Origin of the sequence: Nodularia spumigena CCY9414, from assembly GCF_000340565.2 — a bacterium.
Taxonomy (GTDB): Bacteria; Cyanobacteriota; Cyanobacteriia; order Cyanobacteriales; family Nostocaceae; genus Nodularia; species Nodularia spumigena.
In genome coordinates this window covers 3,307,331-3,334,056 of record NZ_CP007203.1, presented here as the reverse complement: position 1 = coordinate 3,334,056, position 26,726 = coordinate 3,307,331, and the positions used below count along the sequence as shown (strand labels likewise).

At 40.7% G+C, this 26,726-nt stretch carries 22 protein-coding genes and 2 pseudogenes; 15 read left to right on the top strand and 9 right to left on the bottom strand.

Going from position 1 to position 26,726, the window contains the following annotated elements; translation table 11 throughout:
* The 4 genes from NSP_RS14475 to thrC form a co-directional block, all read right to left on the bottom strand.
* The coding region (locus tag NSP_RS14475; RefSeq protein WP_017804176.1) for an RNA-guided endonuclease InsQ/TnpB family protein at positions 1-1,241 on the bottom strand (1,241 nt) is incomplete at its 3' end.
* Entirely contained in the window at positions 1,234-1,632 is a 399-nt protein-coding gene (tnpA, locus tag NSP_RS14470) for an IS200/IS605 family transposase (protein ID WP_006194806.1), read from the bottom strand. The genes NSP_RS14475 and tnpA, both read right to left, overlap by 8 nt.
* Positions 1,633-1,906: 274 nt before the next feature.
* Positions 1,907-2,182 (bottom strand): MoaD/ThiS family protein, encoded by a 276-nt coding sequence (locus NSP_RS14465; protein WP_006199045.1) that lies wholly within the window; start codon positions 2,180-2,182, stop codon positions 1,907-1,909.
* Between the two features lie 91 nt (positions 2,183-2,273).
* Positions 2,274-3,578, bottom strand: a complete 1,305-nt coding sequence (gene thrC, locus NSP_RS14460) for a threonine synthase (protein WP_006199044.1) — start codon at positions 3,576-3,578, stop codon at positions 2,274-2,276.
* Positions 3,579-3,891: 313 nt separating this feature from the next.
* Between thrC and NSP_RS14455 the strand changes: the two genes are divergently transcribed.
* Complete coding sequence (locus tag NSP_RS14455; protein WP_006199043.1) at positions 3,892-4,335, top strand: DUF2267 domain-containing protein; 444 nt, start codon at positions 3,892-3,894, stop codon at positions 4,333-4,335.
* A 22-nt stretch (positions 4,336-4,357) separates the two neighbouring features.
* Positions 4,358-4,735, top strand: a complete 378-nt coding sequence (locus NSP_RS14450) for a DUF2267 domain-containing protein (protein ID WP_006199042.1) — start codon at positions 4,358-4,360, stop codon at positions 4,733-4,735.
* Positions 4,736-4,818: 83 nt separating this feature from the next.
* Here the strand turns inward: NSP_RS14450 and NSP_RS14445 are convergent, their stop codons facing one another.
* On the bottom strand, positions 4,819-5,079 hold the full coding sequence (locus NSP_RS14445; protein ID WP_006199041.1) for a MoaD/ThiS family protein: 261 nt from the start codon (positions 5,077-5,079) through the stop codon (positions 4,819-4,821).
* Between the two features lie 355 nt (positions 5,080-5,434).
* Positions 5,435-6,058, bottom strand: a complete 624-nt coding sequence (locus tag NSP_RS14440; protein ID WP_006199040.1) for a J domain-containing protein — start codon at positions 6,056-6,058, stop codon at positions 5,435-5,437.
* Between the two features lie 452 nt (positions 6,059-6,510).
* Here NSP_RS14440 and psbP point away from each other — a divergent pair, with 452 nt between their 5' ends.
* Entirely contained in the window at positions 6,511-7,056 is a 546-nt protein-coding gene (gene psbP / locus NSP_RS14435; RefSeq protein ID WP_006199039.1) for a photosystem II reaction center PsbP, read from the top strand.
* 78 nt (positions 7,057-7,134) lie between these two features.
* Positions 7,135-7,728 carry a Maf family protein gene (locus tag NSP_RS14430; protein ID WP_006199038.1) on the top strand — a complete coding sequence of 198 codons (594 nt, stop codon included), beginning with the start codon at positions 7,135-7,137 and terminating at the stop codon, positions 7,726-7,728.
* Positions 7,729-7,760: 32 nt separating this feature from the next.
* On the opposite strand, the pseudogene NSP_RS14425 reads toward NSP_RS14430, so the two are convergent.
* Positions 7,761-8,720, bottom strand: a pseudogene (locus tag NSP_RS14425) (RNA-guided endonuclease InsQ/TnpB family protein); the annotation flags it as partial.
* Positions 8,721-9,010: 290 nt separating this feature from the next.
* Positions 9,011-9,268, bottom strand: coding sequence for a helix-turn-helix domain-containing protein (locus tag NSP_RS14420; RefSeq protein ID WP_006199036.1), 258 nt, complete (start codon positions 9,266-9,268; stop codon positions 9,011-9,013).
* Positions 9,269-9,405: 137 nt separating this feature from the next.
* Between NSP_RS14420 and NSP_RS14415 the strand changes: the two genes are divergently transcribed.
* The 4 genes from NSP_RS14415 to NSP_RS14400 all read left to right on the top strand — a co-directional run bounded on the left by NSP_RS14415 (position 9,406) and on the right by NSP_RS14400 (position 14,774).
* A complete protein-coding gene (locus NSP_RS14415; protein WP_017804175.1) occupies positions 9,406-10,143 on the top strand; it encodes a phycocyanobilin:ferredoxin oxidoreductase in 738 nt (245 codons plus the stop codon).
* Between the two features lie 905 nt (positions 10,144-11,048).
* Entirely contained in the window at positions 11,049-12,488 is a 1,440-nt protein-coding gene (locus NSP_RS14410; protein ID WP_006197537.1) for an HlyD family efflux transporter periplasmic adaptor subunit, read from the top strand.
* Between the two features lie 123 nt (positions 12,489-12,611).
* On the top strand, positions 12,612-13,766 hold the full coding sequence (gene devC, locus NSP_RS14405) for an ABC transporter permease DevC (protein ID WP_042202536.1): 1,155 nt from the start codon (positions 12,612-12,614) through the stop codon (positions 13,764-13,766).
* A gap of 294 nt (positions 13,767-14,060) precedes the next feature.
* Positions 14,061-14,774 (top strand): DevA family ABC transporter ATP-binding protein, encoded by a 714-nt coding sequence (locus NSP_RS14400; RefSeq protein ID WP_006197535.1) that lies wholly within the window; start codon positions 14,061-14,063, stop codon positions 14,772-14,774.
* 30 nt (positions 14,775-14,804) lie between these two features.
* Here NSP_RS14400 and NSP_RS14395 read toward each other — a convergent pair whose 3' ends face one another.
* The gene (locus NSP_RS14395) at positions 14,805-15,620 is read right to left on the bottom strand and encodes a hypothetical protein (protein WP_042202534.1); all 816 of its coding nucleotides are present in this window, start codon (positions 15,618-15,620) and stop codon (positions 14,805-14,807) included.
* A gap of 118 nt (positions 15,621-15,738) precedes the next feature.
* Between NSP_RS14395 and NSP_RS14390 the strand changes: the two genes are divergently transcribed.
* From NSP_RS14390 to NSP_RS14350, 7 genes and pseudogenes are all read left to right on the top strand, one after another.
* Positions 15,739-16,545, top strand: a complete 807-nt coding sequence (locus NSP_RS14390; RefSeq protein WP_006197533.1) for an HAD family hydrolase — start codon at positions 15,739-15,741, stop codon at positions 16,543-16,545.
* 632 nt (positions 16,546-17,177) lie between these two features.
* Entirely contained in the window at positions 17,178-17,669 is a 492-nt protein-coding gene (locus NSP_RS14385) for a DUF4149 domain-containing protein (RefSeq protein WP_006197531.1), read from the top strand.
* Positions 17,670-17,836: 167 nt separating this feature from the next.
* The gene (locus tag NSP_RS26940; RefSeq protein ID WP_006198623.1) at positions 17,837-18,916 is read left to right on the top strand and encodes an IS607 family transposase; all 1,080 of its coding nucleotides are present in this window, start codon (positions 17,837-17,839) and stop codon (positions 18,914-18,916) included.
* 90 nt (positions 18,917-19,006) lie between these two features.
* Positions 19,007-19,294: a DUF29 domain-containing protein gene (locus NSP_RS14370; protein ID WP_269454142.1), complete on the top strand. Its 288-nt coding sequence runs from the start codon at positions 19,007-19,009 to the stop codon at positions 19,292-19,294.
* A 345-nt stretch (positions 19,295-19,639) separates the two neighbouring features.
* A pseudogene (locus NSP_RS14365) lies at positions 19,640-20,037 on the top strand (ISL3 family transposase); the annotation flags it as partial.
* Between the two features lie 336 nt (positions 20,038-20,373).
* On the top strand, positions 20,374-24,279 hold the full coding sequence (locus tag NSP_RS23705) for a tectonin domain-containing protein (protein WP_231859474.1): 3,906 nt from the start codon (positions 20,374-20,376) through the stop codon (positions 24,277-24,279).
* Between the two features lie 665 nt (positions 24,280-24,944).
* The gene (locus NSP_RS14350) at positions 24,945-26,639 is read left to right on the top strand and encodes an ABC-F family ATP-binding cassette domain-containing protein (RefSeq protein WP_044482832.1); all 1,695 of its coding nucleotides are present in this window, start codon (positions 24,945-24,947) and stop codon (positions 26,637-26,639) included.
* Positions 26,640-26,726 lie beyond the last annotated feature (87 nt).

Sequence of the window (26,726 nt, the reverse complement as noted above, 5' to 3'; positions counted from 1 at the left end):
CACAAACGGATCTTCAAAGGCGCTATCAATTCGCCGCTACTGATTCCACTGAGATTAAATCCCAGTTTTACCGCTACTTTTCTTAAAATATTGGCAGCCCCATTCGCATCTGCATTTATTTTTAGTCCGCTAGAAGCCTGATACAAACCACGACTAACTCTTCTTCCTGACGCTTTCCACCCTTCTGGTTTGGAACCAAATACAGGTAGAAAATCGCCATCAACGTAGGATGCTTTAGAAGTGTAAGATTCTTCCGTTTCTATAAACTTGATGCCATATTGCTTACATAATTGGGCAATACGGTCTTTTAATCGTGCAGTAGGTATTTGGACAAATTTCTGATTAGTTTTTGAACCCAGATTTATCTCTTGTCTGTGTCCTTTGTTCCAACCAAATACAATACTACCAATCTGAAATTCTAAACAATGGTTGACTACAATTCTTGCTGCTTTATTTACTGCATCTCTAACTTGTCTGTTACGTTTCTCGGTTATACCACCTAATTGTTTACTCCAGAATCCTTGGGGTTGATTCTTTTTAAGGACTGATACCCGTTTGTTGTACCATTGATTTAAGCTTTTGAGGTGCAATCCATCAACAATAAAGCTAGTGGCTGTATTACTTACACAAGTTAGCCAATTGTTTAAGCCTGGATCTATACCTAGGACTTTCTCAAAGTCTAATTCTACTTTTATTTCTTCAACTGAATAAATAAACTCAGCATAGAAACATCCATTGCGAGGACAAATCCGAATCTCTTTTAGATCAGAATATTTTAAGTTTGACGGCATCGGTAAATAGAAGGCATCTATTCCGAACCATGCTTTAACTTTAGTGCCTAGAGGAAAGCGTAATTGCCCATTCTTCAATTTGACATCTGCGCGAGGGAAAGTAACTAACTTGAGAGCGTTTTTCTTATACCCTGGTAATTTTGGACGCTGCTCAACAGTTCCACCTTTAACGCCTTTGAGCAATCCAATAAACGACCGAAATGACTCAAATACAGTTGTTAAAGTTTGCTGTGCTACGTGGGAATAAAGAGCCTGAAAATGAGCGTTAGATTTCAATAGCCGATGCAACTCAGCTTTGCTCGGTATCTTGCCAGTTTTAAAGAATAACTGGCGAGAATAATATAGTCCACAGTTAGCAAGTTTGTTTGACTGTTCGCAAACAAACTCTAAGATGGCTCTCAATTCTTTGTCTGGACTGATTAAAACTTGTTGGCAACCATAATTAGACATTTTTTTGATTTTCGATGTATTGCTTAATAACTGAAATCGGCGCACCCCCAACAGTTGAAACAAAATAGCTATTTGTCCAAAGTGTTGGTAGCCGACTTTTTAGCCAAGGAAACTCTTGTCTCAAAAACCGAGATGAACGTCCTTTCATATATCGAATTAATTTTGCAATTCCAAATTGAGGATCTACCTCGACTAATATGTGTACATGATCTGGCATTACTTCCATCTCGATAAGTTCGCTCTTGAACTCTGTAGCTACTTCCTGCAAAATAGCTTTAAGGCGAACATCTACACCTTGAACTAAAACTTTCCTCCGATATTTGGGACACCAGACAACATGGTATTTACAAGAGTAGGTAATATTGTTGTTTGATTTGTATTTTTGGATCATTCCGTAATTATACAGCTTTGAGCTAAATAACAATTTAAAGATTATATGAAGCTAGTCCTATATATCTTTTTAATGCGGCTAAAGCCGCACCCGACTTATCCCCATGTCTGAAGCCAGGGGCTTGCGTCTCGTTTTTCGGTCAAAATTGCTTCGTGATCCGGACTCGGTATATTAGACATCCACCGAATTTCAATATGTGTATTCGGTGAACCCTTGTAGAGACGTTGTATGCAACGTCTCTATCTACATTCTTTGTTACCAGATGTATATTGAATCAACCACCAGCTACAGCCGGGACAATACTCACTTCATCACCATCTTTGAGTGGTGTCTCTATCCCATCTAAAAAGCGGATATCTTCGCTATTAACATAGAAATTTAAAAAGCGCCGGGCTTGTCCTTTTTCGTCACATAACCGGGCTTTAATACCAGGGCAATTTTGCTCTAGAGAATCGAACAGTTCGGAAACCTTACTACCACTACAGGTCAGGGTAGCTTGGTTATTTGTGTATTTTTGCAGCGCCGTGGGAACTAAAACTTTAACAGCCATAGAAGTAGAAATTTAAGAGTGAAAGGGGAGAGTTAAGAGTATAGTTAGGAGTTGAAAGTTAGGAATAAACCTCTTAACTCACAACTTCTAACTATACGAGGACTTGTTGCCATTCCAAGCGGTCAAGTGTACGAGAGCGCTCTAAGGCACGTTCAAAGCTATCTAGTTTAGCATCAATTGTCAAAGGTTCACCGACGTAACCTTGGACTGCTTCTTGGGTTTTCAAACCATTACCAGTGATGTAAACTACTGTGGTTTCATCTGGGTCAATTTTGCCGGCTTCGACTAATTTTTTCAGTACAGCAATAGTTGTACCACCTGCTGTTTCTGTGAAAATGCCTTCTGTTTCTGCGAGTAGCTTGATGCCGTCAATAATTTCAGCATCATTAACTGATTCAATATTACCGCCAGTTTTACGAGCTAGTTCAAGAGCATAAACACCGTCGGCAGGATTGCCAATTGCCAATGATTTAGCAATTGTATTCGGTTTCACTGGTTTAATAAAGTCGCGTCCTTCTTTAAATGCTTGGGCGATGGGTGAACAACCTTCGGGTTGAGCGCCACTGAAACGGATATCTTTACCTTCCACTAAACCGACTTCGACAAATTCTTGGAAACCTTTATAAATTTTGGTAAATAGGGAGCCAGAAGCCAGGGGAGCAACTACATGATCTGGTAGTTCCCAACCGAGTTGTTCTGCAACTTCAAAGCCTAAAGTTTTAGAACCTTCAGAATAATAAGGGCGTAAATTAATATTGACAAAACCCCAACCGTGTGTATTGGCAACTTCTGAGCAGAGACGATTTACCTGGTCGTAGTTGCCCTTGACTGCCATCAGCGTGGGACTGTAGATTAAGCTACCCAGGATTTTGCCGGCTTCTAAATCTGCGGGAATGAATACACAACAATCTAAGCCGGCATGAGCGGCGATCGCAGCTGTAGAATTAGCCAAGTTACCAGTGCTAGCACAAGAAACGGTGGTAAAACCTAATTCACGCGCTCGGCTGAGAGCCACTGACACCACCCGATCTTTAAAGCTCAGGGTGGGCATATTTACTGCATCATTTTTAATATAAAGCTGATTTAAACCCAGGCGACGAGCCAGGCGATGGGAACGTACCAGGGGAGTCATACCTGTTCCCACATCAATTACATTATTAGTTGCGACTGGCAAAAAGGGACGGTAGCGCCAAATGGAATTGGGACCGGCGGCAATTTTTTCACGGGTAATCGTCAGACGTAACTCACTGAAATCATACTTGACTTCTAGTGGTCCAAAGCATAACTCACAGACATGACTGGCTTTAAGTTCGTATTCCGTACCACATTCTTTACACTTTAAAGCTTTTAAAGTCGAAGTTGTTGATTGGGTATCTTTGGTGATTGCCTGAGTCATAAATGAAGCCTTCCCTGTTTTGTTAGTCAACTATCGTCTGATACTAACATGAGTCAAAATACTCGTCAAACATACCCGACTATTTTTGTCGGGTATTGTGGTGTAATTTATTTCACAGTTAGGTTTAACAAGGACTCAATCCCTTAGACAGAGCGGTAAATCAGGTATCACACACCATTAGTCAGAGGAGAAGCGACTTCTAAGTTCTTAGGATGGACTTGAGGACATGAAAAGCCGTGAAGCCTGAAGAGTCGGGACTGATTCGGTGCGTCTCACCCTTGCTAATTCAAGGTATTTGACAGGAGCGATCGCTATGACAATGACAGGACTGGATATTTTTGATACCACAATTCAAACGACAATTCCTTGGGTAAATGACTTGTGTAATAAGCTCGGCTGGGAAAGTAAACACCAAGTCTTTCAGGCGTTGCGTGCTACATTACACGCTTTGCGCGATCGCCTGACTGTACCAGAAGCGGCACATTTAGGAGCGCAGTTACCCATTCTCTTAGGGGGATTTTATTACGAAAACTGGCGACCTGGAGCAACTCCCACCAAAGAAAGGAATAAAGAAGCATTTTTACAGCATATCCGTGATTATTTCCGCAACACAGACCCCGAAGTTGATGCGGAACGTGTAGTGCGTGCGGTATTCCAGCTACTGGCTGAACGCATTACCAGAGGTGAAATTGAAGACGTTATCAATATGTTACCGCCGGCTTTGCGAGAACTCTGGCCTGAAGAAGTCAGAGCTTAATCAAATTCAACGAGGAACACAGATGGAGTACGAAAAATTTGTGGATGCGGCTGGTAAGTTACCTTTTATCCCAGATAGAGAGACAGCTGACGCTGCTGTGAAAGCAGTTCTGGGCATTTTAGCCAGTAAACTAGAGGATGAACAAGCTCACCAGCTCAGTGACAGTCTGCCTGAACCTCTAAACTATGAAAGACTGCATTCTCACCAAATCAGAAAGTTACCTATTTCTGCTGACGAGTATATTGCTGTGATTTGCGAACAATTCAAATTGGATGATATTCAAGCTAGTGAGCTAATCCAGGAAACGCTGCGAGTTACCAAAGAAGCAGTCAAAGACAAGATTAATGAATTTACATCCCGTCTTCCTGCTGACTGGAGTGCTTTAATTGAGGCGGCTTAGGAATAAAATATAGAACCTCACCCCCAACCCCTCTCCTTACTAAGGACAGGGGAGAGTTTCTTAACCGAAATCTGCTTTCAAAATTAGCCTCCACTGACAGGGGGAATTAGCACAACTTCATCACCATCTTGCAGTAGGCTATCTGGTTCGACAAATATTAAATTAATGCCAAAACGGGTAATATCACGCCATTGGCTGAGTTGTGGGTGTTCCGCAATCAGGCGATCGCACACTGCCTTTACTGGTGTATTATGAGGCAATTCCAGTATGAGTTCTGACACCCCATAGGCTTCTTGATAAGCAGCGAACAACTTGACGGTTACCGTAATTGTAGACTGGGACATATAGCAAAAGTCAAAAGTCAAAAGTAGGGGCGGGTATGGCTACGCCACGCAAGCTATCATAGATATCATTCAATAAACAAGGCGGGCATCTTTGCCCGGACCCACAATATTAGTAAACCCACCCCTACTGTGAATTGGTTTGGGAATTTTATCATATCCTAAGCACCCTGTCCTTCTCTAATCTTCTCTCCCAGCCCTCCCTGACAAGGGCTACGATGTACACACATCTGGAATTCCCCCCCCCTTAATCCCCCCTTAGAAAGGGGGGAGATCAGACATCGGCTTCTATTTCAGTCGCAGCCGAAGCTTGATCCCTACTGAGAAAGGGGGGAGATGAGAAATCGGGTTTGTCAGTTCAATAAAGCTGCTCTAATTTCTGGAAGTCTCGCTGGACTTCTAGCCACAAAGCTTTATTATTAGGGTCTGTTTTGAGGGCTTTTTTGAGATAAATTCTGGCTTTCAACAGTTGATTTTCGGAAATTAAAGCTCTTCCCCAGATTTGATAAGCTACGGCTTGCCATTGGCTAACTTCTCTGTCTGTGGGTAAACGTGCTGCTAAAGCTTCCGCCAGGGCGATCGCTTGGGGAAATTTTCTTTCTTTTAAAAACCGTTGCAGTTGCTCATATGTCTTCCACTTGAGCCGCCGTTCTATTTCTACAATGTTAGGCGGTTTTGGTGTTGGCGGTTTTTCAACTGTAACGGTGACTGTTGGTGCTTTTTCTGAACGTGTGAACTTGGTGTCATCACGCCTAGAAGTAAAGGAATTACTTGACTGTTGGGCGATCTCCTCGGAAGGTACTACCGTTAAAAGGAGTTTGTAAGCCTCTGTCAAGGCAATAAACTTATCTTTAGCTTTAATGTCACTTGGGTTAATATCGGGATGATATTGCAGCGCCAATCGTCGGTAAGACGATTTGATGTCAGCAAAAGAGGCTCCTGACCTTAAACCTAATAAACGGTAGCAATCTCCAAGATCCATCTTGATCTATTAGCTATCAGCTTCTAATCTGAAGGTTTTTACTATAATCACTAATCATATAATTTATAGTTCACATTTGACTTTTTTTGTGGAATTTTAGTTTTTGGGCAGCTAGTACACTGCGGCGTAAATATGGATACCCTTTCAAAAGGTTCAAAAGCCCAACGTAAAAGCTTTTTGACTTTTGACTTTTGACGAACGCCTTGCGGTACTAGTCAGGGATAAATTAGCTCTAGGGCGTGTTTTCCAAGTCTAGAACTAGGTTGGGTTAAGCGCAGCGCCATCTATATTGGTAAAGTTGGGTTTCCCAAAACCTCAACCCAACCTACATTTAACCTTTGGTTTGATTTTCCCATGTGCTGAGTTATGCGAAGCGACCCGGTTGATGGGACAATAAAAACGAGATATCACGCTTGTCTGATTTTGTTCCCAGCCCAAAGGAATCTTGAGAAATGTGGAAAAGAATTGTATTTATTTTGCTATTGGTGTTAAGCCTCAGCTTCAGTAATCCTGGTGTAGCTGCTGCGGCTGGATTCAAAAGCTTTGTAGACTCTTATGATGGCTATGAGTTTTTATACCCGAACGGCTGGTTACAAGTTAAAGTTGCCAATGGCCCTGATGTAGTGTTCCATGATTTGATTGAAATATCTGAAAATGTCTCTGTAGTTATTAGCCCCGTACCGGATGACAAAAGTTTGGCAGAACTGGGAACACCCACAGAAGTAGGATACAAATTAGCAAAAGCGGCTTTGGCTCCTCCTGATTCTGGTCGTTCTGCGGAATTGGTGAATGCTTTTGAGCGAGAATCCAATGGGAAAACATACTATATTTTAGAGTTTGAAGTGAAATTGCCTAATCTGGAAGACCGACATAATGTCACGAGTGTGGCTGTCAGCCGTGGTAAGTTGTTTACTTTCAACGCTTCCATTCCCGAAAGACGTTGGCAGAGAGTTCAAGGCTTGATGGAAGATGTGGTAAATTCTTTCTCGGTGTATTAATGGGGAATAGGGGAATCACAAGAAAAGAGATGCTTCCCCAATGCCTAATTAACAATTTCCACTTTTAGCACAAGTCTCATGAAAACACCTCAATTTGTACTTGCTTCAGCTTCCCCAGCGCGCCTACGCTTGCTGCAAACTGTTGGTATTACACCGATAGTTAAGCCTAGTGATTTTGATGAGTCGCAAATTCAACTGAGTGAACCTGCACAGTTAGTACAAATTCTGGCGCAACGCAAGGCGGAAACTGTGGTTTCGCAGTTTGAATCAGCTTTGATTATGGGTTGTGATTCGGTGTTGGTGGTGAATGGTGAGATTTATGGTAAGCCAGCTGATGCTACGGAAGCGATCGCTCGTTGGCATTTAATGCAAGGTAAGTTTGGCGACTTGTATACTGGTCATGTGTTGATTGATCTTTGCCAAAACCGCACTTTAGTTAAGTGTCAGGTAACAAGGGTATATTTTGCCAAAATGAGCGATCGCACTATTCAAGCCTATGTGGCGACAGGCGAACCCCTCAAGTGTGCTGGTGCTTTCGCCCTTGAGGGTTTTGGTAGTTTATTTGTGGAAAAAATCGCAGGTTGTCACAGCAACGTCATTGGACTGAGTTTACCACTGCTGCGACAAATGCTAGAAGATTTGGAATACGATGTTACCGATTTCTGGAAATAGTTAATTTTGCATCAACATTGACACTCTCCGCCCTATAAGTGCGAAGATTCTTGCTTCACGGGGATTCCAATGAATTTACCCTCTGCAAGCATCTTGACCGTATGCCCTACGGCTGCAAGTCCTCTAACTAGAACTACTTGAGCGGCCGCCACATCCCTATCAGTCGTATAGCCGCAATTTGAACAAACATGAGTACGTTCAGAAAGTTCTTTCTTTCCTGTCTCAATTCCACAGTTGGGACAGATTTGGCTTGTTTTCCGTGCATCTACTTTTTGAAAATAGGCATCACGTTTAAAACAAGTTTGTTCGAGAATGTTAAAGAATTGCCCGAAACCCGCATCCAGGCAATGTTTACCCAACATTCCACGGGACAAACCAACTAAATTTAAATCCTTAACAAACACCATCCCTGCATCATTACAGATTTGGTGAGACAACTTTCTATGCCAGTCTTTACGACAATTAGCAACGTATTCATGCAATGAAGCAACTTTCTTCTGTGCTTTTTTCCAATTATTCGAGCCTAAACGTTTTCTAGAGACGCGTTGTTGCAGCAATTTAAGCTTGCATTCGGCATCCACAAAAAACCTCGGACGTTTGACTAAAAGCCCGTTAGAAGTGGCAACAAAACTGGTTAGCCCAACATCAATTCCTACTGCTTCCCCGTGTGGCATGGGTGATGGTACAGTTACATCCCATTGAACGGTTAGCATGACATACCACCCAGAAACACGTTTAACTACACGGGCTTGCTTGATTACTCCCCCATCTGAAATTGAGCGTGATTGACGGACTTTGACCGCACCAATAACAGGCAATCTCACGCACCCATTATTTAATGGATTTGTCCCTAATTGCGGGAAAGAAAAAGACCGCATTCGCCCAGATTTTTTGAATCTTGGGAACCCGTGATTTCGCTCCCACATTGAAACAAAGGCTTTTTCTAGTCGCCTCAACGTTTGCTGCAAAGATTGAGCATTAACCCGTTTTAAGTAATCACTGCTATATAAAACCTAGACAAAACTAGACTTTACTTTCTACTTCAACGGGAGCATGGGAGCAGTTATCCCTCAGTAGACTTTCACGCCTTAGCCAGACGCGATTGTGTTCCAATTAAGTTTCTGAAAAAGACTACCACCATCATTGCTTGGTTTTCGCGTCGGCAATAGTCTCAATTCAATACTTGATATCACCGTATTATATATCAAGTAGTTGATTTTTTCCTAAAATATATATTGATTTTTGTCAATATAAGTATAGTTTTGTCTATGAAATTGTCAACTTAGGACTTGCTCTCTTTACGTGCAGAGGTCAAAGACTTGCACTGATTAGCAAAAGTTGGTCGTGGTGCATCAGCAGGAATGATGTACTCAGACTTGAGTGAGCAAGCGTTGACTTGACAACTACGAGATTTATACCAATCTTTGCGTTCTGCCAAAGCATAGTTATACACCCGTCTATGGGTTTCCAACCATTCTTCAAACATTGCGATTTGTTGCTGGGTTGGTTTTAATTTAAATTCGTAAGTCAGGTTAAACACTTAATCACCTCCTGTCTTATCTTACCATAACTAATAATTGTTGTGACGCTTCTTAGAACAAAGTTGCCCTTTTAGGGCAAGGCTCTAACCCCAGTTTTTTGGTAGACTGACAACTAGATAGAATTTGCCAAAAAAAGATGTCAATTACTCCTACCACCTCGCTGCGAGAACAACAACATCCGTTAATTCATCAACTAGCTGATTGCATTGAAGCAGTTTGGCACAACCACTTAGAACTATCACCTTACCACTTACCTGCTGAATTGGGGTATGTAGAAGGTAGACTAGAAGGCGAAAAACTAATTATAGAAAATCGCTGCTATCAAACACCCCAATTCCGCAAAATGCACTTAGAACTAGCAAAAGTGGGAAATATGCTAGATATTTTGCATTGTGTAATGTTTCCGCGCCCAGAGTATGACTTACCGATGTTTGGTTGTGACTTAGTTGGGGGTAGAGGTCAAATTAGTGCTGCGATCGCAGACCTATCTCCTGTAGACTTAGAGCGTACCTTACCAGAATCATATAATACCAAACTCACAGCACTCACAGAGCTTAAGTTTTCCCAACCCCGTGACTTACCCGAATGGGGTCATATATTCTCAGAATTTTGTATCTTTGTGCGTCCTGGTTCCCCAGAAGAAGAGACAATGTTTCTTTCCCGTGTCAAAGAAATGTTAGATATTCATTGTACTCAAGCGATCGCCTCAAGTCCAGTTTCCCCAGAAAAATCGCTGCAAATTCTCGCTGGACAACGCAACTACTGCACCAAACAGCAACAAAACGACAAAACCCGCCGAGTCCTAGAAAAAGCCTTTGGTCATGACTGGGCAGAAAATTACATGACCACAGTATTATTTGATCTACCCAATTAAAAAGCGAGGCGTAGCCCACCAATTCATACTTATAATCAGCAACGCCAGAATTCTTAATTCCCCTCATTTCCCCCATCTCCCTCATCTGTAGGTTCTGTTACGTTTTCCCATAACTGATGAATGTAGAATTTATTCAACGAGAGTTTAATGGAGTTAGACAACAGTAGCAAAGTATTGCAGCAAATATTCCCAATATCAAAGACTTCAAACAAAGTTACTAATTGGTGTCCCAAAAAGTTAAGGAAACTGTAATGTTAGGAATGCTCTTTTTGACATATATTTGTAGTTATTCGTTGACTAGTACCATTGTTTAATCATAGCTGGAGCGGCATAGCCTATATAGTCAGGCTTTATTTGTGAGCCTGTAGCATTGGTTCTTATGGGAGAATAAAACGCAAACTCACATAAAATTGGTACGACTAAACAAGGACTTTTCCCCGCAATTTTTTTTGAGACTGTTGGTATAACCCCTAAAAAATTGAGCAAAAGTGATCTAAATTTGAGAAAACACTTGTGAGGTAAATCTCACAAATACCCGTCCCAATGATTATATTTACTAAAATTATACCAGGCTGCAATCAAAAATAGGATTGGGTGATGCAACTCTCAATGATATTCACAGCATTGTAGAAAACTGTAGGGTTGAGGTGCATCTAACAGGAGATTTTCAGCAATTATCAGCTTTCTTTCAACCACATTATTTATCTTTGTGGTAATCAGAGTGCTAATTACTAAAAACTGTTGGACTTAATTTAATGTCAATTTGCAAAAAGAGTGCAATGGATACAAACCTCAGAACAAAAGATGAAGTCTAACGCCTCTTAATTACGAATTAGGAATTAGTATAACTACCCCTAATTCACTTTTTATTTCCATAATCACAATTCAACAAACGGGCAACAACCATGTCAAGGGTGACTGAGAAGCCACGCTCAAAAGAGCTGCTACTTGATCCGGAACAACCTAAGATTTGGTGGGGTATCGCTGTAGCCCTACCAATTGTGATCGCTGCTGGGCTACTAACTACAGCTAAAGTTGAGCAGCTAAAAAAAATAGGTATGCCTGTACCTGTAAAACCACTGACTAACAGTATTAGCGCTGTGGGGCGTTTGGAACCAAAAGGAGAAGTCTTGAAACTTTCGGCTCCCGCAGCTGGATTGCAATCTTCATCACGAGTGCAAAAAATTTTCGTGAGTGAAGGTGAGCGAGTCAAAAAAGGTCAAATGGTGGCGATTTTAGACAACCATGATACCCAACTAGCAATTGTAGAAGAAGCAAAAGCCAGACTGCAAGAAGCACGAGCTAATTTAGCTCAAGTGAAACTTGGCTCGCCCAGAGATATTGAAGCGCAAACAGCAGTTATTGCTCGCTTACAAGCCCAGTTAAACGGAGAAAGGGATGCTCAACAAGCGACAATTGCTCGGATAGCTGCTCAGTTGAGTGGAGAAAAACTGGCTTTACAAGCAACTGTTAATCGCCTAGAAGCTGAACTCAGAGGGCAAAAAGATAGTTTAAAAGCAACTATTGCCCGCATCCAAGCCGAACAGCGCAATGCTCAAGTTGATGCGGGACGGTATGATATGTTGTACCGAGAAGGTGCTATTTCCCAACAAGAACGGGATAGAAGGAGACTCAGTGCGGTAACTTTTAATCAGCAAGTTATTGAAAGCCAAGCTACTCTGCAACAGGTGCAGGCGACTCTACGACAACAACTAGCTGAGGCGAGAGCCAACCAGGTAAAAACTCTCGCAACTTTGCAACAACAGCTTGTGGAAGCCAGAGTTAACCGTGATAAAACTATGATGACTTTGCAAAGTCAAATTAACGAAGAACAAGCCAGACTGAGCAGAATTAAAGAATTTCGTCCTACTGATATACAGAGGGGAGAAGCTCAAGTTAGTAATGCGATCGCTAATGTTAAAAGGGCAGAAGCAGAACTAAAATTAAGTTACGTTCAAGCGCCCATTGCTGGAGAAATTTTAGCAGTTCACACCCAATCAGGAGAAGCTATCAGCACAAATGGCATTGCTGAAATTGGAGAAACCAATCAAATGACCGTCATTGCTGAAGTACCTGAAGACACTATTGCTCAAGTGCGTATAGGTCAAACTGCTACTATCACCAGCGAAAATGGCGCATTTATCGGGGAATTAAACGGAACTGTCACTGAAATCGGCAGAAAGATTGGCAAAAAAGATGTCTTGAGTACAGATCCAGTCGCAGATGTAGACGCTAGAGTTGTGGAAGTTAAAATTGCCTTACTTCCAGAAGATAGTCAGCGAGTTTCTGGTTTCACTAATGCTAAGGTACTTACCCAAATTAATAAAGAATCAAATTCTGATTGAGCATTAACACCAATTTGAAAAGAGAATTTGACAAAGATATAATTTTAGATTTTGGATGAAATCTTCCCATCCAAAATTTAAAGTTTCATGGATTTCTTAATTACGAATTACGAATTACGCATAATGACTCGTAAAATCCCTCTGTCTTGGCTACAACTGACAAGAGACAAAAGTCGCCTAGCCGTGGCTTTGGCAGGAATTGCGTTTGCCGATATTCTGATGTTTATGCAAATTGGTTTTCGGGATGCCCTCTATTATAGTAATGTGCGGTTACATGGTAGCTTAAAGGGTGACATCGTTTTAATTAATCAACAATCTAATGCTTTATTAGCAATGGAAACCTTTTCTCAAAGAAGGTTGTATAAAGCTTTAGAATTACAAGCAGTAGAATCGGTACATCCCATATATTTGGATTATACAACGTGGCGAAATCCGGTTACTGGTCGCCCTCGCAGCATTCTGATATTTGGTATGAATCCAGAATCTAATTTATTTGATTTGCCTGGTGTTCAGGAAAATTTGGATAAGTTAAAATTGCCCGATGTGGTTTTATTTGACCGTTCTTCTAGAGAGGAATATGGTCCAATTGCGGCGGAATTGGAGCAAGGAAATACTTTAACGGCAGAGGTACAAAGAAGACGAGTTAAGGTAGATGGACTATTTACTTTAGGTGCATCTTTTGGCGCAGATGGGAATTTAATTACCAGTGATGTTAATTTCTTGAGGATATTTAATAACCGTCAGCGAGGATTAATTGATATTGGTTTAGTTAGATTAAAGCGAGGACAAAATGCTGATGTTGTCGCCCAACAATTGCGGAATTATTTGCCTGATGAAATCAATGTTTTAACGAAATCAGGGTTTATTGAGTTTGAGCGCAATTACTGGGCAAGTAGTACGGCTATCGGATTTATCTTCACTTTAGGTACAATTATGGGGTTTATTGTCGGTACTGTCATTGTTTATCAAATTCTGTATACGGAAGTCTCGGATCACTTGTCTGAGTATGCGACATTGAAGGCCATAGGTTATACACAAAAATACTTGTTAACTGTCATCCTTCAAGAAGCATTACTGTTAGCTTGTTTAGGATATATTCCTGGATGGATTGTGGCGATGTTTTTGTATTCCAGTGCTAGAGATGCTACACTACTGCCAGTGTTTATGAGTTATGAACGAGCCGTAACTGTGTTAATTTTAACGATAATTATGTGTTTTGTTTCCGGTGCGATCGCTGTACGTAAATTACGTGCTGCTGATCCAGCAGATATCTTCTAAGAGTGATCAATTACAAATTAAATCTAAATTGTAAATCTTTATAGAGAATTTTGATTTATAATTGATAAGTGATATATAGGACTCCTATTTGATTTCTGTTGGCGTAGCCTGCGCTTTGCGCTTACAACTCAAAAAGCTGTTTCCCACTCCCCACTCCCCACTCCCTACCTACGCAAGTAAGTATGGCTACGCCACGCAAGCTATCAAAAATCAAAGCAGATTACTATATATTCATTATTTACAGGCACTACAGTTCCGAGACGGAACTAATCACACCTAATTACCCACTTGAATATGAGACAAGAACCTGTAATTGCCATAAAAAATCTCAACCACTACTATGGCAAAGGCGCACTAAAAAAACAGATTTTATTTGACATTAACCTAGAGGTTTATCCTGGGGAAATTGTGATTATGACTGGGCCTTCAGGTTCAGGTAAAACAACATTACTCAGCTTAATTGGTGGGTTGCGGTCTGTACAAGAGGGAAGTCTCCAATTTTTAGGTGTAGAAATGTTTGGCGCTAGTCAAAATAAACTAGTGCAAATTCGGCGTAATATTGGTTATATTTTTCAAGCTCACAATTTGTTGGGTTTCTTAAGTGCCACCCAAAATGTGCAGATGGCAGTAGAATTGAATGAGCATATCACCCAAAATGAAGCAATTTCTAAGTCACAAGCCATGTTGGGGGCGGTTGGTTTACAGGACAAAGTGACTTATTACCCAGACAGCCTTTCTGGGGGACAAAAACAAAGAATAGCGATCGCGCGCGCCCTAGTCAATAGTCCTCCACTGGTCTTAGCAGACGAACCAACGGCAGCTTTGGATAAACAATCAGGACGGGATGTTGTGGAAATCATGCAAGGTCTTGCGAAGGAACAAGGAACTTCGATCTTGCTAGTAACTCATGATAACCGCATCTTAGACATAGCTGATCGCATCGTTGAAATGGAAGATGGTCTTTTAACCCGTGATTCCTCTAGTACGGTGATCGGGGAAAAACCATAGCCATATTGCAGCACCCTGAAGTCAAAACCATTATTTAGCAGCACCGGATCTGTTCACTCCAGGATAATTATCCTGTGCGGAAATATTTTGTTGGCGACTTGTGCGAAAAGTTACATTTACGCCTTCATTAGTTTGTTCTATCACCAGTAGGGGTGTAGGTTTAGCCTTTTGATCCCAATGCATATAGATAATCCGTCCTTGAATTGTCGGTTGCCAATTATCCTCACCTTCAACGGGGCTGAGATAAGTTTCAATACAGTCAATAATTTGGCTAATGGTGGCAGAAGTTGCTTGGGTTGGTAACTTGATTAACCGCATTTGCACCCTAAACAGCACTCGTTTAGACAGTTTGGGACCAATACCAGTCTCATATTCCACATCAAAAGTTTCATCTACCTGCCTTCCACTGCTAGCAACGCCCACAATTCCTTGCTGGGCTTGATTTGGACGCAGTGCTTGAGATATTTTATCTTTGACCTGGACTTTAATTTGATTCAAGATCGCAAAGTGAAACACCTCTTCTGACATCCGCATTCGCAGATAATCTAAGTTAAAATCCCGTGAATTCACTAAGTCGGGATTAGTTTCCATTTTGCGAATGGTTTCCAGCGCTAGTTTAAACTTCTTTTCTAGTTCTCGCGCCCGAAATTTCTGAAATTTGATTTTTTTCTCCAACTTTTCTACCTGAATTTTGCCATAGACGAGCAAAGCAATCACTGCTAAACCCAGTCCAGCAGAGGTCATAGCTAAAAGTGGTGGTAGTTGCGGTTGAGTTGCTAGCACTTGTTGGGAGACCTTTGTCGTGTTTATTAGAGAAGATTGGGCAGTAAACATTGAATTTAGCATGATTTGTAAGTATTCAAACATCCTCTGAGATATTATTTTTATGATGCCCAAATTATGACCCATTTAGCTGTATGATGGTAAATTTTTCCAAATGATTTCAAAACCTATATGTAATCATATGTACAATAACCCAAACTTCTCTGTGGGAAATCCGCCAACTCTGCAACCACTGTCTGAGGCTTCATTAAGCAATATTCGCCTAATTGCCACAGATATGGATGGTACGCTCACTCAAAGAGGGAAATTTTCGGCGACAGTGCTGCAAGCTTTAGAAGATTTAGCTGCTGGTGGAATCAAAGTATTAATTGTCACTGGGCGTTCGGCTGGCTGGATAAGTGGATTGAGTCAGTTGATGCCTGTTGTTGGTGCGATCGCCGAAAACGGTGGTCTGTTCTATCCATCTGGGTATGATCAACCAGTAACTTTAACACCCATTCCTGACTTAGAAGCCCACCGACAGAGTTTAGGTGTGGCTTTTGCCGAATTAAAAACCAAATTTCCCCAAATCCAAGAATCAGCCGACAATCGTTTTCGTGTCACCGATTGGACATTTGATGTAGCGGCTTTAACTCTAAGTGAATTACAAATATTGAGTAATCTTTGTCAAGAAATGGGTTGGGGATTTACTTATAGTAACGTGCAGTGTCACATTAAACCCCAAGGGCAAGATAAAGCTGTAGGATTATTGCAAGTATTGCGAGAATACTTACCGGAATTTTCATCAGAACAAGTGCTGACTGTTGGTGATAGTCCCAATGATGAAAGTTTATTTGATCAACAGCATTTCTCTGTCTCTGTCGGTGTGGCGAATGTACTCAAATATGCAAATCAGTTGGAACATCAACCGACTTACATGACTAAGGCTGCTGAAGGTGAAGGATTTTGCGAGTTATGTAGTTATATTTTGCCAAGGGGGGAAATATAGCAAAAGTCAAAAGTCAAAAGTGAGCCAGCGCGGTCTTCTCCCAAAGGGAGAGGCTAACGCCAAGGGGGTTTCCCCCATGAGCGACTGGCGAAAGTGGTAATATCGGCTCTAGTAAGCGGATGGAATTTACGGCAATTGGTGATGGTGTTAACCTTGGTTCCCGATTAGAAAGCATTAGTAAACAGTACCGTTGTGACATTATTATCAGTGATAATACTTTTAAACCTTGCCAAGACAATGTAAACGCTATAAATTATATATTCTCCAAGAAACTTCATATTACTTATAAATTAATTTAAAAATTAAGAATCATTACTTTTTGAAGTTATACGTCTATTTGTAAAAAATAATTGTTATATGTTGTAAAGTATACGGTTTTCCCACTTCAATAGCTACTACAAGAATTATTCGACCACAGATGAACACAGATCATATAGTCGAAGTTCAGCCTAGTAAACGCTATAAATCAAATATTCCCAACTAAACTTAATATTACTTATAAATTAATTTAAAAATTAACAATCATTACTTTTTGAAGTTATACGTCTATTTGTAAAAGATAATTGTTATGTGTTTTGAAAGCTACTCTTTCAGTTAGACTCAAAACATAGAACACAAGCAATTATTTTTTTATGAATACTATTTCTACAGTTGAATTCAAGCGGCCAACTTGGCAAACAGCGATTATGTTGGCTTTGGGCTTTTGGTTGAGTGCTAGCCTAGTTTTAGATTGGGTAATTATGCCTAGTCTTTACCTTTCTGGCATGATGAGTCAAACAGATTTTACTACAGCAGGCTATGTGATTTTTTGGAATTTTAATCGCCTGGAATTGTTGTCTGCGGCTGTAGTCTTGACTGGTGTACTGGCTTTGAGCAAAACCAAATCTAGCTGGAATCCTCAAGTTATTCTGTTTGCAGTTATGCTGCTGGCTATTACTCTGTTGGATACCTTTTTCCTGACTCCGCAAATGTGCGCTGTCGGAACTCATCTGAACTTGTTTGAAATAGCATCTGCAATTCCAGCGCCGATGAATTTACTACACGGTAGTTACTTTGTACTGGAAGCAGTCAAACTATTAGCAGGTGGAACACTTTTAAGTTGGTGCTGGCGACAACAAGTTTAGTTATAATTTTCCTAGTCTTCAATTTCATCAAAAAACACAAGGAGGCCAAGTATGTTTGAGCTTTTTTGTGTTTTTTAGATTAATTATTCCGCGTCGGGTGAGCTATCCTAAGTTGACAATTAAATAGACATACTTATACACTTATAGACAAATATCTAAGTGTATTTATGTTTAAACCACATGAATTTGCCGAGAAAATTGGAGTTTCTGTTAAAACACTACAAAGATGGGACAATTCTGGAAAATTACCAGCAAAAAGAACACCATCGGGGCATCGGTTTTATACAGAGAACGACTTATTGATTATTCAGGGATTAAAACCCACAGAGCAACATCGTAAAAATATCGTTTATTGTCGCGTTTCTTCTAATGGACAGAAACCGGAATTGAGGAATCAAATCACCGCTATGGAAACATTTTGTTTAAATAGGGGTTTAGCTGTTGACGAATGGGTATCGGAAATTGGCGGAGGCTTGAACTTTAAAAGAAAGAAGTTCTTATCAATTATGATGTCTATGCTTCAAGGCGAAATCGCAATTATTGTCATAGCTCATAAGGATAGAATGTGTCGTTTTGCTTACGAAGGTTTACCGCATACCACTTGTAAATCAATCACTATATCTCGTACTGCTGACAGTTGGTTTATCGCCTTTGCTTATGAACAAGAGCATGAACCAACCCTTAAAAAGTATGAAGTTGTAGGTGTGGATATTGGGGTAAAAGAATTAGCTACTCTTTCTACAGGTGTAGTATTTCCTAACCCCAAACACTACAAAACTAACCTGAGAAAACTTAAAAGACTTTCTAGGAAACTCGCCAGAAAGATCAAGGGTTCCAACAATAGGTATAAAGCTAAAATTACATTAGCTAGACACCATGCCAAGATAGCTAACTTGAGAAAGAATACCCTTCACAAAATCACTACTTACTTATGCAAAAACCACGCAAAGATAGTCGTAGAGAATTTGAATGTTTCAGGGATGCTATCTAATCATAAATTAGCTCAAGTAATTGCTGATTGCGGATTTTATGAATTCAAGCGTCAGCTAGAATACAAAGCTAAGAAGTTTGGTTGTGAAATAATCATTGCTGACCGTTGGTTTCCATCGACCAAAACCTGTTCCAATTGTGGACATATTCAAGATATGCCACTTTCAGAAAGAGTTTACAATTGCCAAAATTGTGGGCATTCAATGGACAGAGATTTAAACGCAGCAATAGTTTTATCGAGGTTGGCTAAACCTTGAACGCTTACCGAGGGATAACCGCTCCCATGCTCCCTTTGACGTAAGAAGTAAATGTCTAGCTTTGTCTAGTATTTATCTAGCAGTGTATTAATCGGTCATCTGTTGAAGTGGGAATATCAACCAGAACAACGCTCTCGCAGTTGCTTTTTAACAATTCGAGAACAGCGTCGCGCTATCCATAGGCATTTGCGACAGAACCCCTGCTTAAAGTCTCCCATAGAAGCAGCCTTGTTAAATGGCTTTGAAGCGGGAGTTGATTTAGCACTCCGAGAAACTAACTTACCATTACGCACTTTTCCAGAGCGTTGTCTGTATTTATTTGATGATGTTATGGCAGAGAATTTTCTTTGTGATACTCGTCAGGACTGGGAAGGATAGAGAGCAAAGGATTAAGTTAAGGAACCAAACTTTTCAAAGTCAATTTTTTTAAGGAACCGCAGAGGCGCAGAGGACACAGAGAGAAGGAAGAAATACTTCAGTGAATGTATTAGACATCTGATGACAAAAAATGTAGAGACGTTGTATGCAATGTCTCTGCAAGGGTTAGGTCAGACGCATTTTTAAATTCGGTCGATGTCCATGAGGATAGTATAGAATTTGTACCATTTCTGTTGATTAATCTATAACATGGGAATTGCTAAAGGTACTTAGGGCAATTTCCAATTCAAAATGGCAGCAGCGACACCTGAAAGTCTGAATAAGTTTGTGAGTTTTTGTCAGATGAAAGATAGTAAATATTCCCTGCTAAAAAATCAAGAGGATTTAAATGAAGAGCAGATGAATAAACTTAATCAAGTACAAAATGTATCTCCGACCCTAAAAGCAATGTATGAACTAAAAGAAAAGATTAGAAATATTTTTAACCGGACTAAGGATTGGTATCCAGGAGGTTTTAAACTAGGCATTTGGTTATCAAAAGCTAAAAATCATTTCCCCACAAGCTACAATACTATTATTCGTTGGTTTGATAAAATTATTGCTTATTTTGATCATGGAACTAATAGTGGTATTGTAGAAGGAATTAACAACAAAATCAAACTAATTAAACGTTCTGCTTTTGGCTTTATAAATTTTGATATTTCCACATTAGATGTTTATTAAATTTGCATTTCAATTCTTAGCTTGGCATACTAACTACTAAAAAACCTGAATTTTTTTCAGGATAACTAAAACAAACAAAAACAAACAGCCCTGAGAATTGCCTGTTTATGATACTTCAATTTACCACTAAATTACCAATGATTAAATCATATTTCACAACATAATATTTTATAAGATAAATTTATGTTAATTTTCGTAACTTATATTCAAGATGAAATAAGTGGTAATAGTAGTATCTAAAAAACAAAAAGTCAGTTATTGACTTCATTATTTATCTAGTGCATATAACCGCCATGATTAATTCATTCCCATGCCTCCTGACCCAGAAAGGAAACGGATCACAAATTGAGGGTACATTGTCAAATGCAACCTTGGACAATGAAGGACCAGGGGGGAACACAGCAGTACACATTAACGGTTCAGACAATTCATTTGTTTCCTTTGGTACCCAAATCGGTCAATTTGGTACCAGCGATTTTACCCTAGCTTTTTGGTTGCAAACAAAAGAGTCCTATCGTTACTTTGACATAGCTGGAAACCGTGCCGCAGGGTCTCATGGCAACTTTTTCTGCATTCGCATGACCGGCAAACACGAATCTAGACCTGGTGGTATCATTGCATCTGAAGTAGATCAAGATCAGAATGGTACTAACTATATAGGTGTAGAAAGTAAAACAGCCGGATTCAATGATGGAAAATGGCATCACCTAGCAGTAGTACGCCAAGGGAAATCCCTGAAATTATATATTGACGGCGTAATCTTAGGAAATGCCACTGGAAATGGGGTAGCCAATATTGCGAATGGTCAAGCCTTTAAGCTAGGTCGCTCTCTTGTAGGGGTTGACAACAAATTCGCCCCCGATGCTCGTTATAGCGGACTGCGTGTTTACGACACAGCCTTGAATGACAGTGAGATATCCAGTTTATTTTCCACCGCCACCGCCACTAAACTACCAACAAATAGTAAAATCAAACTCAAGTCGTGGAAAGGAGATTATTTACATCGTCCTGACACAGCACAAGGTGTAACAACCTGGAATACTGGTATTGGTAATGAGTGGATAGTTGAATCAATCGGTGACAACAAAATCAAACTCAAGTCGTGGAAAGGAGATTATTTACATCGTCCTGACACAGCACAAGGTGTAACAACCTGGAATACTGGTATTGGTAATGAGTGGATAGTTGAATCAATAGGTGACAACAAAATCAAACTCAAGTCGTGGAAAGGAGATTATTTACATCGTCCTGACACAGCACAAGGTGTAACAACCTGGAATACTGGTATTGGTAACGAGTGGATAGTTGAATTGATTTCTACAGTTGAGCAAACAGTGGTAAACACTAAGAATATCCTAGTGGGTATTGGCATGAACAATCAACTATTTACTAGAAAAACCCTCACCAGTAATTGGGAGTATATCCCCAACAGTGGTTCGGTTTTAGGTATTACCGTCATGGCAGATGGTACCATTGTTGGTATTGGCATGAACAATCAACTATTTACTAGAAAAACCCTCACCAGTAATTGGGAGCATATCCCCAACAGTGGTTCGGTTTTAGGTATTACCGTCATGGCAGATGGTACCATTGTTGGTATTGGCATGAACAATCAACTATATACTAGAAAAACCCTCACCAGTAATTGGCAACATATCCCCAACAGTGGTTCAGTTTTAGGTATTACCGTCATGGCAGACGGTACCATTGTTGGTATTGGCATGAACAATCAACTATTTACTAGAAAAACCCTCACCAGTAATTGGGAGTATATCCCCAACAGTGGTTCGGTTTTAGGTATTACCGTCATGGCAGACGGTACCATTGTTGGTATTGGCATGAACAATCAACTATTTACTAGAAAAACCCTCACCAGTAATTGGGAGTATATCCCCAACAGTGGTTCGGTTTTAGGTGTTGCATCTGCTCAGGAATCTTCGACAGTAACCAACCCTCCCGCGCCCAAGTCAACAGTGGTAAACACTAAGAATATCCTAGTGGGTATTGGCATGAACAATCAACTATTTACTAGAAAAACCCTCACCAGTAATTGGGAGTATATCCCCAACAGTGGTTCGGTTTTAGGTATTACCGTCATGGCAGATGGTACCATTGTTGGTATTGGCATGAACAATCAACTATTTACTAGAAAAACCCTCACCAGTAATTGGGAGCATATCCCCAACAGTGGTTCGGTTTTAGGTATTACCGTCATGGCAGACGGTACCATTGTTGGTATTGGCATGAACAATCAACTATTTACTAGAAAAACCCTCACCAGTAATTGGGAGTATATCCCCAACAGTGGTTCAGTTTTAGGTATTACCGTCATGGCAGATGGTACCATTGTTGGTATTGGCATGAACAATCAACTATTTACTAGAAAAACCCTCACCAGTAATTGGGAGTATATCCCCAACAGTGGTTCGGTTTTAGGTATTACCGTCATGGCAGATGGTACCATTGTTGGTATTGGCATGAACAATCAACTATTTACTAGAAAAACCCTCACCAGTAATTGGGAGTATATCCCCAACAGTGGTTCGGTTTTAGGTGTTGCATCTGCTCAGGAATCTTCGACAGTAACCAACCCTCCCGCGCCCAAGTCATTGAATGGTCAAATTGTCATTAATGCAGACGAATGGACTTTAAGTGATCAAGGAATCAAAGCCGCTCCAGATGGGGCCACCTTTGCTCTCAATGTTGCTAAATACTTTGTAGGGGATAATAAAGGCAAATTTCATGTACTTTCCAACAATTTCGGTTTAACTGGAGCGTCCCTGGCTAACACTATGGCTAATGCTGGTCATACTTGGACTAAGGGGATAAATATCACGGTTAACTTAACAACTTTGCAACAATATGACGGGATTTTTATCGGTGGTGATCCTGTAGATAACCAAGTTTTAATTGAATATGTGAAGAATGGTGGTAAGGTTTACCTCTGTGCGGGTACTGGTCAAGGAGGAGCGCAGGTAGAGGCTAATAATTGGAATACTTTCCTAGCTGCTTTTGGTCTGCAATATCAAGGAATATACAACGGTATTAGCGCTAATGTGCCTGTTAATAACCCAAATCATCCTCTATTTACCGGAGTCAAAACCCTGTACCAGAATAATGGTAACTCCATTACTGATTTACAACCTAATTCACCACTTAATCATATCATCCTCGCTCATAGTAGTGGACAAGGGTTGATTGCTACTGCTGAATTTATTAAACCATCAGCAGAATCGGTAGCAGAAGTTACACCAGAACCATCAGCAGAATCGGTAGCAGAAGTTACACCAGAACCATCAGCAGAATCGGTAGCAGAAGTTACACCAGAACCATCAGCAGAATCGGTAGCAGAAGTTACACCAGAACCATCAGCAGAATCGGTAGCAGAAGTTACACCAGAACCATCAGCAGAATCGGTAGCAGAAGTTACACCAGAACCATCACCAGAATCGGTAGCAGAAACTTTAGTTAGTGACGCAGAAGAATTTACCATTACCGTGACTAAAGATGTCACTATTTCTAGACTGGTTTATAAAGGTGAAGTCAAACGCACTCAAGCTGATGAGTATATAGAGATTAGCAACCTGGGTAACAGTACAGCTGATATCTCTGGGTGGAAAATCACCTCGGCGGGTAGTGCTAAACAAGTATTCACTTTCCCTCAAGGAACTATTTTAGAAGGTGGTAAGAATTTCCGGGTTTATACAAATCAAGAACATTCGGAAACTGGTGGTTTTTCTTTTGGTAGTAAAACTGCTATTTGGAATGATGCTGGGGATGAAGCTAAACTCTTTGATGCAGAGGGAAGCAATGTTTCTACTTTGGCCTATGGAAAAAACACCATTGGAGGTATCAAAAAAGAATTAAAAGTTCCCCAGTTGCAGTTTATTGCTACTCATGCTGCAATTAACAAACAAATGTCTTTAGGTGGAAAGGTAACATTTACTCAAGCTTTATCCTCAGCGATTAAGAGTTTTATTGAGGATGACAGTGATGTTAACAGTCCTTTAGCACAGATTCTTAATCAACCTCATGCTTTTGGATTTGCTGATGGTGTTACTCAAGCAATAGCTGGGGAAAAAGTCCGTTCTCTTCTGAATGAAGGCGGAGTCTTGAGTTTATATCCTACTGCTGAAAATACTGCCCCAGCAAATGGAGAAACTGTAGACAAATATTGGATTTTTGCTCTATCACTAGGGCTGATGGGTGAAACCACCTTCTGGGCTATTGTACCCCGTTCTGGTGAGCAAGTCCTAGGTTGACAATTTCATAGACAAAACTATACTTATATTGACAAAAATCAATATATATTTTAGGAAAAAATCAACTACTTGATATATAATACGGTGATATCAAGTATTGAATTGAGACTATTGCCGACGCGAAAACCAAGCAATGATGGTGGTAGTCTTTTTCAGAAACTTAATTGGAACACAATCGCGTCTGGCTAAGGCGTGAAAGTCTACTGAGGGATAACTGCTCCCATGCTCCCGTTGAAGTAGAAAGTAAAGTCTAGTTTTGTCTAGGTTTTATATAGCAGCCGACAGCTTATAACTACAGTTTGCACAAATAGCGCCGCAGTCCCTATCCCGCTTCCCTGGGGATAGACTGCGGCGCTCAAAGCGTTGAGTGCTGAATGTGCAAGTCCGTTACCTTTTAAGCAACTTTGTCCAGAATATGGGATAAAATTGAGGATTAATCAAAGACGGAGCATTGCAAGTTAGAATCCCTTTGCTTCTAGCAAAGGGAGATGTCAAGAATCCCTACCCCGCTTTGCTGAGGGTAGGAACTTCCCCAGGTTTAGCCGTAGAACAAATAGCTGAAGCTGGAGACTTAAGTGGATAAGGTTGAGTTAATTATTGTTAATATTGAAAGCAGTGTTAGTACTTCGTCCTTAACTACCCATACCCTACCTGAGAGAAACTTGATGCTGCGACTAGAACATATCAGTAAAATTTATCCCACAGGCGAGGTTCTCAAAGATATCAACTGGGAAGTCAAACCAGGGGAGCGCATTGGCTTAGTCGGTGTCAACGGTGCGGGAAAATCCACCCAGCTAAAAATTATCACCGGGGAAATTGAACCCACCGCCGGCGAAATCATTCGTCCCAACAGTTTGCACATAGCATACCTCAACCAAGAGTTTGAAGTAGATCCGGGCCGCACAGTTAGAGAAGAATTTTGGATCGTCTTTGAAGAAGCCAACAAAGTACAAATGTCCCTGGCGCAAGTACAGCGCGATATGGAAACGGCTACCCCAGAAGAACTGGATAAACTGATTGATAAACTAGATCGCTTACAGCGTCAATTTGAGGCCCTTGATGGCTATAACTTAGACGCACGCATCGGGAAAATCTTACCAGAAATGGGGTTTGATTCCGAAGATGGCGATCGCCTCGTCAGTGCTTTCTCCGGTGGTTGGCAAATGCGGATGAGTTTAGGTAAAATCCTTCTGCAAAAACCCGACTTATTACTACTGGACGAACCGACTAACCATTTAGACTTAGAAACCATTGAGTGGCTAGAGAATTACCTCAAAAACCTGAATACTCCAATGGTGATAGTTTCCCATGACCGGGAATTTCTTGACCGCCTCTGCACCCACATCGTGGAAACTGAACGTGGTGTTTCTACTACCTACTTAGGTAACTATTCAGCATACTTAGAACAAAAAGCTGAAAATCAACTAGCACAATTGAGCGCCTACGAACGCCAGCAGAAAGAACTAGAGAAACAGCAAACATTTGTTGACCGATTTCGCGCCAGTGCGACTCGCAGCACCCAGGCGAAAAGCCGGGAAAAACAACTAGAAAAAATCGAGCGCATTGAAGCACCTGTGGCGGGTGTGAAAACCCTGCACTTCCGCTTTCCGCCAGCACCCCGCAGTGGACGAGAAGTAGTAGAAATTAAAGATTTAACTCATGTCTATGATGATAAAATCTTATTCTTAGCCACAAATTTATTAATTGAAAGAGGCGATCGCATTGCCTTTCTCGGTCCCAACGGTGCGGGAAAATCTACCCTGTTACGGGTAATCATGGGTATGGAACCACCCACAGAAGGAATTGCCAAATTAGGCGATCATAATGTACTTCCCGGCTACTTTGAGCAAAATCAAGCCGAAGCTTTAGATTTAAAGAAAACAGTCATGGAAACCATCCATGATGAAGTCCCCGACTGGACAAACGAAGAAGTCCGCAGACTTTTGGGACGGTTTTTGTTCACAGGAGAGACAGCATTTAAATCAGTCGGTGCATTAAGTGGAGGCGAAAAAGCGCGTTTAGCATTAGCGAAAATGCTGTTACGTCCAGCCAATCTGCTGATTTTAGATGAGCCGACAAACCACTTAGATATTCCAGCCAAAGAAATGTTGGAAGAATCGTTACAGAACTATGATGGCACTGCCATTGTAGTTTCCCACGACCGTTATTTTATCTCCCAAGTAGCTAACAAAATCGTCGAAATCCGCGACGGTGAATTTCGTGTCTACTTAGGAGACTATCATTACTACCTGGATAAAATTGCCGAAGAAAAGGAACAAGCTAAATTAGCTGCAATAGCTGCCGAAAAAGCTGCGAAAAAAGCTGCTAAAGCTACCAAATCTTCTGGAAAAGGCAAATGATCAACTGCCTAGTAGTGGCTTAGGGACTTACAAATAAAAAAATACGAAATCACCTAACCCAAAAAACCTCTCAAACCCTCATAACTC

What these genes read in the sequence shown, in the direction of transcription:
- tnpA (WP_006194806.1), bottom strand. Translation starts at nt 1,632, where the DNA reads ATGATCCAAAAATACAAATCAAACAACAATATTACCTACTCTTGTAAA.
- NSP_RS14465 (WP_006199045.1), bottom strand. Translation starts at nt 2,182, where the DNA reads ATGGCTGTTAAAGTTTTAGTTCCCACGGCGCTGCAAAAATACACAAAT.
- thrC (WP_006199044.1), bottom strand. Translation starts at nt 3,578, where the DNA reads ATGACTCAGGCAATCACCAAAGATACCCAATCAACAACTTCGACTTTA.
- NSP_RS14455 (WP_006199043.1), top strand. Translation starts at nt 3,892, where the DNA reads ATGACAATGACAGGACTGGATATTTTTGATACCACAATTCAAACGACA.
- NSP_RS14450 (WP_006199042.1), top strand. Translation starts at nt 4,358, where the DNA reads ATGGAGTACGAAAAATTTGTGGATGCGGCTGGTAAGTTACCTTTTATC.
- NSP_RS14445 (WP_006199041.1), bottom strand. Translation starts at nt 5,079, where the DNA reads ATGTCCCAGTCTACAATTACGGTAACCGTCAAGTTGTTCGCTGCTTAT.
- NSP_RS14440 (WP_006199040.1), bottom strand. Translation starts at nt 6,058, where the DNA reads ATGGATCTTGGAGATTGCTACCGTTTATTAGGTTTAAGGTCAGGAGCC.
- psbP (WP_006199039.1), top strand. Translation starts at nt 6,511, where the DNA reads ATGTGGAAAAGAATTGTATTTATTTTGCTATTGGTGTTAAGCCTCAGC.
- NSP_RS14430 (WP_006199038.1), top strand. Translation starts at nt 7,135, where the DNA reads ATGAAAACACCTCAATTTGTACTTGCTTCAGCTTCCCCAGCGCGCCTA.
- NSP_RS14415 (WP_017804175.1), top strand. Translation starts at nt 9,406, where the DNA reads ATGTCAATTACTCCTACCACCTCGCTGCGAGAACAACAACATCCGTTA.
- NSP_RS14410 (WP_006197537.1), top strand. Translation starts at nt 11,049, where the DNA reads ATGTCAAGGGTGACTGAGAAGCCACGCTCAAAAGAGCTGCTACTTGAT.
- devC (WP_042202536.1), top strand. Translation starts at nt 12,612, where the DNA reads ATGACTCGTAAAATCCCTCTGTCTTGGCTACAACTGACAAGAGACAAA.
- NSP_RS14400 (WP_006197535.1), top strand. Translation starts at nt 14,061, where the DNA reads ATGAGACAAGAACCTGTAATTGCCATAAAAAATCTCAACCACTACTAT.
- NSP_RS14395 (WP_042202534.1), bottom strand. Translation starts at nt 15,620, where the DNA reads ATGCTAAATTCAATGTTTACTGCCCAATCTTCTCTAATAAACACGACA.
- NSP_RS14390 (WP_006197533.1), top strand. Translation starts at nt 15,739, where the DNA reads ATGTACAATAACCCAAACTTCTCTGTGGGAAATCCGCCAACTCTGCAA.
- NSP_RS14385 (WP_006197531.1), top strand. Translation starts at nt 17,178, where the DNA reads ATGAATACTATTTCTACAGTTGAATTCAAGCGGCCAACTTGGCAAACA.
- NSP_RS26940 (WP_006198623.1), top strand. Translation starts at nt 17,837, where the DNA reads ATGTTTAAACCACATGAATTTGCCGAGAAAATTGGAGTTTCTGTTAAA.
- NSP_RS14350 (WP_044482832.1), top strand. Translation starts at nt 24,945, where the DNA reads ATGCTGCGACTAGAACATATCAGTAAAATTTATCCCACAGGCGAGGTT.